At 39.3% G+C, this 12,248-nt stretch carries 6 protein-coding genes and 1 pseudogene; 2 read left to right on the top strand and 5 right to left on the bottom strand.

Features of this window, described 5'->3' with window-relative positions; genetic code table 11:
- A complete protein-coding gene (gene trpC / locus J678_RS07860; protein ID WP_000608301.1) occupies window positions 1-807 on the bottom strand; it encodes an indole-3-glycerol phosphate synthase TrpC in 807 nt (268 codons plus the stop codon).
- A 9-nt stretch (window positions 808-816) separates the two neighbouring features.
- Window positions 817-1,866 carry an anthranilate phosphoribosyltransferase gene (gene trpD, locus J678_RS07865; RefSeq protein ID WP_009498528.1) on the bottom strand — a complete coding sequence of 350 codons (1,050 nt, stop codon included), beginning with the start codon at window positions 1,864-1,866 and terminating at the stop codon, window positions 817-819.
- Window positions 1,867-2,222: 356 nt separating this feature from the next.
- On the opposite strand from trpD, the gene J678_RS07870 reads away from it, so the two are divergent.
- Together J678_RS07870 and J678_RS07875 are read left to right on the top strand one after the other, a co-directional pair.
- A complete protein-coding gene (locus J678_RS07870; RefSeq protein WP_017393167.1) occupies window positions 2,223-4,955 on the top strand; it encodes a TonB-dependent receptor plug domain-containing protein in 2,733 nt (910 codons plus the stop codon).
- 13 nt (window positions 4,956-4,968) lie between these two features.
- On the top strand, window positions 4,969-7,734 hold the full coding sequence (locus J678_RS07875; protein WP_017393166.1) for a M1 family metallopeptidase: 2,766 nt from the start codon (window positions 4,969-4,971) through the stop codon (window positions 7,732-7,734).
- Window positions 7,735-7,829: 95 nt separating this feature from the next.
- Here J678_RS07875 and J678_RS07880 read toward each other — a convergent pair whose 3' ends face one another.
- The 3 genes and pseudogenes from J678_RS07880 to J678_RS07890 form a co-directional block, all read right to left on the bottom strand.
- Window positions 7,830-8,414 (bottom strand): anthranilate synthase component II, encoded by a 585-nt coding sequence (locus J678_RS07880; RefSeq protein WP_000925673.1) that lies wholly within the window; start codon window positions 8,412-8,414, stop codon window positions 7,830-7,832.
- A 294-nt stretch (window positions 8,415-8,708) separates the two neighbouring features.
- Entirely contained in the window at window positions 8,709-10,511 is a 1,803-nt protein-coding gene (locus J678_RS07885; protein WP_017393165.1) for an aminopeptidase P family protein, read from the bottom strand.
- Window positions 10,508-12,069, bottom strand: a pseudogene (locus J678_RS07890) (peptide MFS transporter). The gene J678_RS07885 and the pseudogene J678_RS07890 overlap by 4 nt, the downstream one beginning before the upstream one ends.
- Window positions 12,070-12,248: the final 179 nt, after the last annotated feature.

The following is a 12,248-nucleotide window of genomic DNA, read 5'->3' on the forward strand; positions in this document are numbered from 1 at the left end:
TTAAACCGTTTGAGGTTGTCCAAAAAGAGCAGTAAAAGCTTGATCTGGACGTGGTTGTTTCATAAAACTTTCGCCAACCAAGAAACTGTGAATATCATGCTCTTGCATCATACGCACATCATCTGGTGTCGCAATGCCACTTTCAGTGATCAGTAAACGTGAGGACGGAAGTAATTTTTTCAAGCGGATAGACGTATTTAAATCTACATCAAACGTTTTTAAATTACGGTTATTCACACCTAGTAAACATTGCTCAGAAAGTTTTAAGGCACGCTCTAACTCTTCTTCGTCATGAACTTCAACCAATACATCAAGTTGATGTTCAAACGCTGTTTTAGACATTTCTTCGAGTTGCTGGTCAGACAAACAAGCAACAATTAATAAAATACAGTCAGCATGCAAAGCACGTGCTTCAACTACATTATATGGGTCGACCAAAAAGTCTTTACGTAAAGCAGGTAGGGCACAATGATTGCGGGCAATCGCAATATTTTCATCTGCACCCTGAAAGAAATCCACATCAGTCAATACCGATAAACATGCTGCTCCAGCTTGTTCATATTGCTGAGCAATTTCAGCAGGATTAAAGTCTGCGCGAATGATTCCTTTTGATGGAGATGCTTTTTTAATTTCAGCAATCACACCCGGACGTTTATGTTGTAAAGCATTTGCAAAGCCACGCACCGGAGACGCTGCTTTTGCAAGCTCTTCTACATCTTGCAAATTACGTTGTTTTAAACGCGCAGCAAGTTCCTCATGTTTACGGTCAACAATTTTACCTAAAATGGTATTTTGAATATTAATCATGAGAAGTCCTTAATCTGCCTGAGATTGTTTTAATGTTTTAGTAAATTCAGCTAAAACACTCATTTTCTCTAATGCTTGCCCGCCGTAAATAATATCTTGCGCGAAAGTAACAGCCTGAGCATAAGTTTTGGTAATGCCTGCTACATAAATACCTGCGCCCGCATTAAGCGCAATCATGTTTGCAGCTTTTTCACCAATATCGGATTTATTTTTGCTTAAAGCATCTTTAATGAGCTTTAGACTCGCCGATGCATCAGCAACCACTAAACCATTTAAAGTTTGTGACTCAATTCCGACATCTTCCGGATTAAGTGTCCACTCAGTAACTTCGCCATCTTTGAGTTCTGCAACAGTGGTAGGTGCTGCAAGACTAATTTCATCAAGACCATCTCTTGAATGAACAACCATAACGTGTTCAGCACCGAGTTGTTTCATCACTTCTGCAATTGGACGGCACAGTTCATCTGAAAACACACCAATCACAAAGCGCTTTACCCCAGCTGGGTTGGTCAATGGGCCAAGTAAATTAAAAATACTACGAATACCAAGTTCACGACGTGGGCCAGCAGCGTATTTCATGGCTTTGTGGTGGTTTGGTGCAAACAAGAAACCTACACCCATTTCACGGATGCAGCGTTCGGTTTGTTGCATATCTAAATCAAGGTGAATACCTGCTTGCTCAAGTAAGTCTGATGAACCCGATTTACTTGAAACGCCACGGTTACCATGTTTTGCAATGGTGGCACCTGCTGCTGCAATCACAAAGCTAGATGCAGTAGAGACGTTAAATAAATTTTGTCCATCACCGCCAGTTCCCACAATATCAACTAAGTGTTTGATATCACTCACATCGATCTTGATCGCAAATTCACGCATGACACGTGCAGCAGCTGTCATTTCGTCAATGCTTTCACCTTTCATGCGTAGGCCCATCATTAAAGCACCAATTTGTGCCTCGGTTGCCTCACCTTGCATGATGCTGCGCATAATTTCTTCCATTTGAGGCTGAGTCAAATGAATGTTCTTGGTAATGTGGTTAAGCGCCTGTTGGATATTCATAGTCATGATTTACAGCATTAATGATTAAAATTTTTAGGTGAAGTTGATCGAGTGTGGGAGGTTCGGCCTATTGCGTTCCATGATTCACTAGCTAGGGGAGCTATGTTAGCAGAAAATAATCAAAGATTTTTGCTGTTCGATAAGAGAATTAAAAATTTTGATTAGAGAAGGTTTTGAATCTATTCATAAACAAAATTTATTTATTGAAAAAGGTTTTAGTTTGTTGTGAGTTTTTATGATAAATAATTAACCATTTGGTATATCTTAAACATCAATATATCTAGAAAAAATGTGTATAAATCAAACAAATAAAAGTGGATATAGTAGGGCGATCTTTATTTTGTCTACTAATAAATATGTATTTAAATAACTTGAAATATGCAGGGGCTTTAAAAAATAAGCGCTCATTTATTTTCGTATTTGTTGCACTGTTTCATCCGTTAGAAAGTTATGCACAAGAAGCTGTAGAGCAACCACAAAACCAAGCTAAAGCAGATAAAGTAGTTCGTGTTGCGGTGACAGGTTCTCGGATTTCAAAAGCACAAAAAGATGGCCCGACCAGTGTGACCGTCATTACCGCAGCCGATATTGAAAAACAAGGTTTTAGTAATGCATTTGACGCACTCAATAACCTGACGCAGAACACAGGTTTCGTACAAGGTGCCGATTATGGAAATACGTTTACGCCTGCGGCTAATGCCATTAGTTTACGAGGCTTAGGACCTAATCATACTTTGACTTTGATTAATGGACATCGGGTTGCAGACTATCCTGTGCCTTATGATGGCTCTGTCAATTTCGTAAACTTAGCCAATATTCCAACTGCCATTATTGATCGGATTGAAATATTAAACGGTGGTGCTTCTGCAATTTATGGTTCAGATGCAATTGCAGGTGTGGTGAATATTATTCTGAAAAAGAAAACAGATGGCACACAATTTAATATCAAGGCAGGCGGAACCAAAGAAGGCGGTGAAAATTTACGTTTACAACTGAGTGGTAGTAAAACTTTAGACAAGCTTAGTCTCGTTTATGGGGTTGAACTCAGCGGCCGTGAGCCGATATGGGCAGCTGATCGAGATTTTATGTCGAGCCGAACGCGTTTGGGAGAAAAACCCGACACGGTTGTGGGTCGTAAAAATGCCGATACTGGTAAATACCTTTCAATTGGCGGGTGTCAGGCGTTTAACGGTTTATTTAACGGATCAGTCAATAATATAGGACAAGCAGGGGCGGACAATTGTGCCAGTGGTTTGGCACGACCAACCTATTGGACTGTTCAAACTCAAAATCGCAGTCAAAATGGTTATCTCGGTTTAGACTATGAGTTAAATGATAAAACTCAATTATTTGCAGATTTTTTGATTGGGGCAAATCAAATTGAAAACAATACCCGTAGTCCGATATGGACCTCTTTAGGTGCATCGAGTGGTTATTTTCTAAATCAAGATTCGGGAAATTATGAAATTTGGAATCGTCGTTTTGCGCCTGAAGAATTAGGTGGGGTAGAACGAATAAATAAAAAATGGAAAGAACTTTCTTCGAACTTAAATTTTGGAATTCGAGGCGATATTGGGGAGACGAGCTGGAGTTATGAAGCAGCCTATAATGGTTCCATCTATACTAGTCAGCTACACCGCCAAGGCTTATTACGTTCGAATGTTGATGAATATTTCTTAGGTCAGCAACTTGGTACAGATGCAGATGGTATTCCTATTTATTCACCTCGCTTAGATCGTTTAAGTCGACCACTCACAGCAAGTGAATTTGAAAGCATTTCGGGCACAACAAAAGAAAAAGATAAGTCGTGGGCGCAAAGTTTAACCTTAAGCGCGAATGGTGACGTATTTAAGCTACCTGCAGGAACTGCCAAACTTGCGGCTGTGGCTGAAATTGGGCGTCAAGGCTTCTCGATTAAGCCAGATGAGGCGATCGAAAATGGTGAATATTATAATTTAAGCTCTAGTGGCGAATATGGAGGTACACGTACCCGCCAAGCACTTGGCGCAGAATTATTTTTACCTTTAGCAAAACCATTAAATTTAACCTTGTCTGGACGTTATGACCGTTATGCTTTATCAGATAACAGCATTGATAAGCTAACTTTCGGTTCTGGTCTCGAGTTTAGACCACATCCAACTTTATTAGTGCGCGGTAACTATGCGACCAGCTTTCGTGCACCAGATATGAACTATCTGTTTTTAAATAAACAAAAAGGATATTTCCCAAGTACAACGGATTATTTACGTTGTAGCCAAACGGGACAACCTTTAGATAAATGTAGCTTTAAAGATTACGCACCTGGGGCGAACTACACTTTAACCGGAAACAAAGAGCTGAAACCTGAAGAGGGTAAATCTTATGGTGCAGGTTTTGTTTGGTCACCCACCAATAAATTTGATATCAGCGTCGATTACTGGGATATCAAAATTGATAATCTTGTGACGAATTTAAGTGCGGACAAAATTCTACGTTTGGAAGCAGATTGTCGTTTAGGCAACCAAGATATTAACTCTGCGGCCTGTATCGATGCTTTGGCACGTGTAGAGCGTAACCCTGCAAATGCAGTTGTCGATCCAAATGTGATTAAGAATATTAATATCGTTCCGATTAATGCAGCATCAGACCATACCCGCGGGATTGATTTCACTAGTAGATGGCGCTGGAAAACAGACAGTTTTGGTAACTTTCTCTGGACGGTAAATTATAGCCGTGTACTAGAACATGAATATCAACAATCAAAAGATCACGAGAAAGATGACTATTTAAAAGATTTAACTATTCCTGATTGGCGTGACCGTTTTAATACCAGTCTCAGCTGGAGCTTTGGTGATTGGGCATCAACAGTATTAGTTAATCGTTATGGCAAAATTCCAAATGGTAACCAAACTGCCTATTTAAGCCCAACGTATTTGGTGAACTGGAGCGGTACTTATCAAATCTCTCCAAAAGCTTCTGCTTCCATCATTATTAATAACGTGTTTGACAAAGTGAAACGAGATGACACAGGCGGTTGGCCGTATTATCCGGTAGGATCATATTCACCATTCGGCCGTCAAGGTTGGTTGGAGTTTAACTATAAATTCTAAGAATGATGTATGGATGCAGCGAAGTGGTACAGCATTTGCTGCATCTTTTTATTTAAAACTACAGAGGATAAAACCCCTTATGCTGGTCAAGCCTTCATTTAAAAAAAGATTGCTACTTACAACATTATTATCTTTATCGGCAACTCAAATTTTTGCATCTAATAACAGTGAACAAATCCCGATTGGTAAATTACCCGAGTGGGTCGTACCCGAATCTTATGATTTAGATTTTAAGATTGATCCCGCACAAAAAGGCTATACCGGTAAAACTACTATTCATTTAAAACTGGCTCAAGCCACAGATCACATCTGGATTCATGGTAGGTCTTTAACGGTGAAAGATGTGAATATCATATCGGCTGAGGGTGCTAAAACCAAAGCAAAATATGAGCAAGCCTCCGAGGTAGATGGGGTAAGTAAAATTAAATTTGCCAAGACCTTGCCAGCAGGACAGTATCAACTTGTTCTAGATTTTAATGCGGCGTATGACCAGCAACTTGATGGTATTTATAAAATCGAGTTTGAGGGTAAACCTTATGTGATGACTCAAATGGAAGCAATTAGTGCACGCCAGTCATTCCCGTCATTTGATGAGCCACGTTTTAAAACGCCGTTTAATATTCGTTTGACGATTCCAAGCAAATATTCAGGTTTTGCCAATACCCAACAAACATCTGAGCAAGCAGAGAAGTCAGGTTGGAAAACGCTCAGTTTTGCACAGACAAAACCACTGCCAACCTATTTACTTGCATTGGCTGTCGGACCGTGGCAATTACAAAAAGGGCCAGATATTGGAGTAACTTCATGGCGTAAACAGCCGATTCAGTTACGTGGTATTGCACCCGATGCTAAAGCTGAAAAAATGCAGCATGCTTTATCTGAAACTCCAGCCATTTTAAAAACTCTAGAAGATTATTTTGCCTTTGGTTATCCATTTGACAAGCTCGACTTGCTTGCAGCACCAGACTTTGCTGCCGGAGCAATGGAAAACCCAGGGCTAATTACTTTTAGAGACTATCTAATGTTGTTAGATAAGGACTCACCAGTCTCTTTTGTACAGAATTCATTTAATGTCAATGCGCATGAGCTCGCACATCAATGGTTTGGTGATGTCGTCACGATGCCGTGGTGGGATGATTTGTGGCTCAATGAATCGTTTGCCACATGGATGCAAAGTAAAATTACTCAAAAATTACATCCGGAATTTAACGCTGATTTAGAGCGTATTTCAGACACCGCAGATGCGATGAAAAGTGATAGCTTGGTAAGTGTACGCCGTATTCGCCAGCCTATTTTAAGTAATGCCGATATTCAAACCGCTTTTGATGGTATTACTTACCAAAAAGGTGCAGCTGTTTTAAATATGTTTGAAAGCTATTTGGGTGAAGAAAAATTCAAACAAGGTGTGCGCAATTATATTAATAAGCACCAATATGGTAATGCGACAGCCAATGATTTAATTAGCGCTTTAGCAGAGCAGTCTGGACAAGGTGAGCGCTTTACTAGAGCGATGAAAAGTTTTCTTGATCAACCAGGTGTGCCTTTAATTAACACCGCATTACAGCAAGAAGGCAATAAAGTCTTTTTAAATGTGAAGCAAAGCCGTTACTTACCTGTGGGTTCAAAAGGTGATGCAAGAAGCCTGTGGGGTGTACCATTATGTGTACGTTATGAAGTTCCAAATGCAGGTAGTAAAGTGCAATGTGAATTGGTAGACCAAGCAGAAGCCAAGATTGAACTCAAAGGTGCCAGCCTTGATAGTTGGTATATTCCAAATGCAGATGCGGCAGGATACTACCAATTTAGTTTGCCACAAAAAGAGTTTACACGTCTGACTGCCGCTACAGAAAAGCTTTCTAACACTGAACAGTTAGCTTATGCCTATGCAATTTCAGCTGCATTTAACCACGGTGATATTAATTTGTTGGCTGTCGTAGATGCTGCGAAAAAATTTGCCAATTCGAATAGCCGACAAATTAGTACAGCGCTGTTTTCCCAGTTAAGTACCATTCATCGTCATGTATTAAAAACAGAAGCTGAACGTGAGCATTTTAGAAAAGCCTTAGCTAATTTATATTTACCTAAATTAAATCAGTTGGGTTATGTCAGCAAAACAGGTGAATCAGCTGAAGACAGTTTATGGCGTAGTGAGTTGGTTAAGTTTCTTGCTTTAGATATTCAAGTTCCCGAAGTTCGTACACAACTGTTAAAACAGTCAGATGCTCTATTTGCTCAAAAGCAGCTTAACTTTGCGCAAGTAACACCTGAATTATTGCCAACCATTTTAGCTGTACGTGTACAAGAAAAAGGTCAACCAGCTTTTGACCGATTGTCTGGAGAGTTACAACATGTGACTCAGCCGACACAGCGTCTAGCAATCCTTACAGCCTTAGGCTCGGCAAATCAAGAAGCAACACGCCAACAAGCCCGTCAGTTGATTTTAAACCCGCGTGTTAAAGTTGGTGAAGTTCGTACCGTGGTCAACTCAATCAATAATTATGGAGATGAACAAGGCGGTTTATGGTCTTGGTTTAAGGTAAATCATGAGGCAGTGTTTGACCGTTTAGGTAAGTCTTCGGCTGGGCGTTTTCCTGCAATGTTTAGTGGGGCAGCATGTACCCAACAACAAGCGGCACAGTTAAATGACTTTTTTGCACCACGAACTAAAGAGTTGGTTGGGGTGGAAAGAGGATTGAAACAGACTAAAGAACGTATTCAACTCTGCGAATCTTTGGTGGCAAAACAAGATGGATCGATTGTGCAACAGTTAAATTTGTAATTGATTCAACCATGAAAAAAGCCAACTGATCGTAGTTGGCTTTTTATTAGGATTGCTTATCCAATCACTCTTAGAACAGTCGATTCGAGACTGAATTATGCATAGATATCTAAAAAGTTTTTAAAGATTTGATGGCCATGTTGACTCAAAATGGATTCAGGATGGAACTGCACGCCTTCAACAGGAAGTGTCTTATGTTTAACGCCCATAATTTCTTCCATTGAGCCATCTGCTTCATTGGTCCAGCATGTTACTTCAAGGCAATCAGGCAGTGTTTCCTGATCTATCACCAATGAGTGATAACGAGTTGCCGAGAATGGACTAGGCAGATTACTGAAAATACCCTTATTGCTGTGGTACATATCAGATAAACGTCCGTGCATCACCGTTTTGGCTCTTACAATTTTCCCGCCAAAAGCTTGCCCAATACTTTGATGGCCTAAACACACGCCAAGCAATGGAATTTTTCCGGCAAAGTGATTAATTGCAGGAATTGAAATACCAGCTTCACTTGGAGAGCAAGGACCAGGACCAATCACGAGGTATTTAGGTTGCCATCGTTCAATATCCTCTAATGTGACTTGATCATTGCGAACTACTTTTACTTCCTGATTCAACTCGCCAAAATACTGGACGATGTTGTAGGTAAAAGAGTCGTAATTGTCGATCATTAGAAGCATGATGAACTTAACCTCATGATAATTAAAATATATTTAATAAGTGACTAAAATAGTTACCCATATTGATACCCGTTTTCAGAAAAGACTTTTTAGATTTGAAAAATAAGAAGCCGTTTTCTAATGGGCTAATATAGCAAAAAAAGAAGTAACCAGTTTAACTATTTCATTCGTTAGAAATTTGCAGAAAAAATGGTTTAAGAAGTGAGGCTTTTTGAAATTATAGATAAGTACAAATAAGGCAGAATAAGCTTGTATTGTAAATAAAAAACTATTCTGCCTTAAACAAAAAGAAGATTAAATCTTACGTGTGTTATAAATCAACCAATCTAAAACATCGCCAGATAAATGTTCAGCCAGTCTTTCTTGAACAGTTTGATGATAACCATTTAACCAGTCTTTTTCTTCATCTGTTAGCATGTCAACGACAATACAGTCTAAATGAATTGGGCAAAGGGTCAGCGTTTCAAACTCTAAGAAATCGCCATAAGTTTTCTCAAACCCTGAGTGAAGTTTGTTTGCAACCAGATTTTCAATACGAATACCGTATTGTCCTTCATGATATAAGCCCGGTTCATTAGAAAGAATCATACCTTCACGCAATTTGCTGTAGGCATGAATAGGCGCGTAATAAGAAAGCACTTGTGGTCCTTCATGCACGTTAAGTGCAAAGCCTACGCCGTGACCTGTGCCGTGGCGATAATCTAAACCATGTTGCCATAAAGTATGACGACAAATTGAATCGAGTAGAGGAGCAGCTAAACCTTCTGGATAAATGGTTTTTGCTAAAGCAATATGACATTTTAGAACTAAGGTATAGTCACGTTTTTGTTGTTCTGTTGGAGTCCCGACAGGAACAACACGAGTAATGTCGGTAGTGCCGTCTACATATTGTCCACCAGAGTCAATCAGTAACAGACCATCACCTTCGATAAATGAATAGTGCTCTTCAGTTGCACGGTAATGGGGTAGAGCACCATTGGCATTAAAGCCAGCAATCGTTGAAAAACTTGGGCCTATAAAACCCTCTTGCTGAGCGCGGAAGGCTGTAATTTTCTCATCAATGGTGAGTTCTGAAATGCGTTGATCTTGATAAAGGGCTTTCTCTAACCAGTGGAAAAAGTGGCAAAGGGCAACACCATCTTTCACCATGGCATGGCGGATATGAGCAATTTCGCTTTCATGTTTACGCGATTTAAAAAGTGTACTTGGGTTGATGTCGTAAACAATCCGAATATCTTTTGCGATGGCTTGCTCATGAAAAATCGATACTTTAGCTGGATCTAACAGCACAGATGCATTAGAAATATTTGCTAAAAACTGAGCTGAATCTTGATAGTCACGAATTTCAACGCCATCAGCTTTGAAAGCCTGTTGAATGGTTGAATCGACTTTGTTGCTATCAATGAATAAAACAGCCTGTTGAGTACTGATGTATAAATGGGAAAGGAATACAGGGTTGTACTCTACATCTTGTCCGCGTGCATTTAAAACCCAGGCAATATCATCTAAAGATGAAATGAAATGTCCTTCAATCGCTTTACTATTTAAAGCATCGCGTATTGCCTGAATTTTTTCTTTACGAGATAGCGCATTTAACCCTTCAGGCATTAAATGAATCTGTTCTAAAGGAAGTTCTGGACGATTAGACCAGATCGAGCCGATTAAATCTTGCTGTGTTTCAAGCTTAAAACCATGTTGATTTGCCGTATTTTCCAACGCTTTAAACTGCTGGATTGAAAGTGTTTGTCCATTTACTGAAATGACCGAACTAGCTGGTAGATTTTTCTCAATCCAGGCGAGATGTGTTGAAGACTCATCACTGGTCAGTTTTTGTAATTGAAAGCCAGTTCCAGCGAGTTGTTGTTCGGCTTGTACCCAATAGCGCCCATCGGCCCAGAGTCCTGCAAAGTTTTGGGTCACAACTAAAGTGCCGACAGAACCACTAAAACCGCTTAACCACTGCCTTGCTTTCCAATAGTCTGGTAAATATTCAGACATATGGGGGTCTGCACTCATCACAACCAAAGCATCAATACTTTGATTGGTCATGAGTTCTCGAAGTTTCGCTAGTTTTTCTGGAACAGTTAAGTTGTTCATATCGTTTCCAAATCAGGTTGAACTTTGCTGGTACTTTTGCCCATTAATTTATTCATTGGTTTCTTTAATAAAAATAACACGATTGCGCCAATAACCAAGGCCAATACACAGCGCATAAATAGGCTAGGTAAATGATTAATACCATCTGCCGATACATGTCCGCCAATGAGACCTGCCATGAGATTGCCTAAAGCTGAACCAGTGAACCATAAACCCATAATTTGACTGCGTATAACATCGGGCGCAAGTTTGGTCATGGTTGATAAGCCAATTGGGCTTAAGCAAAGTTCACCTATGGTAAGAAGAAATAATGTACCGACTAACCAAAATGGTGAAACTGCCCCACCATGAATAGCAAAATGACTGGCTAAAGTCATAAGCAAAAAGCCACCTGCTGCGAATAACAACGCAATAATAAATTTGCTGATATAGCTTGGATCTTTATTTGCCTTACCAAGTTTTGCCCATAGCCAAGCTGCAACTGGAGCAAAGATAATAATAAAAAGAGCATTGATTGATTCAAACCATACCGTCGGAACCTCAAAACCGAAAACAATACGGTCCGTATAATCTTGCGCAAATAAAGTAAAAGTTGTGGGTTTTTGTTCAAAAGCTGACCAGAATAGAGCAGATGCTGCTAATAAAACGAAGCAAATAATTATTTTAAATTTTTCATTTTGTTCTAAATTCAGGAAAAGCAATAAGTATGCAAAATAAGCAATAATTCCAATGCTAATTCCTACAGTTAAGTAGGTTGCAACAACGACTGGGTTGATGTGAATGATGCCAAAGAAAGTTAGTCCAATAACTACTGCAACCAAAAATAAAAAACTAAACACAATTTTGGGTGCATTTTTATTTTCTACGACAGGTTTGCTACAGGTGTTAGATTCTTGACGCAGTTCATTAAAAGTTTGAAGTTGAGGGATAGCCAAAAAGCGGAAAATTAACAACGCTATCAACATCCCAAGGCCACCGATACCAAAGCCTAAATGCCAGCCATAATCGCGAGCTAATAGACCTGTAATGAGCGGGGCAATAAACGAGCCCATATTAATTCCCATATAAAAAATGGAGAATCCGGCATCTCGTCTACTATCTTGAGCTTTGTATAAAGTTCCGACAATTACTGAAATACAAGTTTTAAATAAACCAGAGCCAAGAACAATCAGAACTAGACCGAAATAAAAAAAGAATTGATCAAAAATGGTGGTGAGGGCAATTGATAAGTGACCTAAAGCAATAATAATTGAACCGTACCAGACAGCACGCGCCTGACCTAACCAGTTATCAGCAATCCACCCACCAAAAACTGTCATTAAATACATTGAGCCTGCAAATAATCCCACAATAGCTGCGGCAGTTGGTCGATCAAGTGCTAGCCCACCGTCATTCACCATAGCAACCATATAAAGAACAAGTAAGGGGCGAATTCCGTAATAAGAAAATCTTTCCCAAAGTTCTGTAAAAAATAAAGTTTTTAATGGTTTTGGATGACCGAAAAATGCTTTATCGGTCTGTTCAAGTTCATGTTTCATTATTCAAATCCTTGAATGATTTTATGTTTTTTATAAACATAACTTTTAGTTTGTTTATTTATAACCAAAATTTATGTTTTTATTTTTTAGTTATTTTTAACAATAAAAGCAAATTTACCTTGTATAAAAACAGTGAATGAAAAAGAACATGAATAGTAGAGTTTGTAGATAGCGAATAACACAAAGGAGCGTTCATTTG

The sequence above is a fragment of the Acinetobacter sp. 1424608 genome (assembly GCF_000588255.1).
In the GTDB taxonomy this organism is placed as follows: Bacteria; Pseudomonadota; Gammaproteobacteria; order Pseudomonadales; family Moraxellaceae; genus Acinetobacter; species Acinetobacter nosocomialis.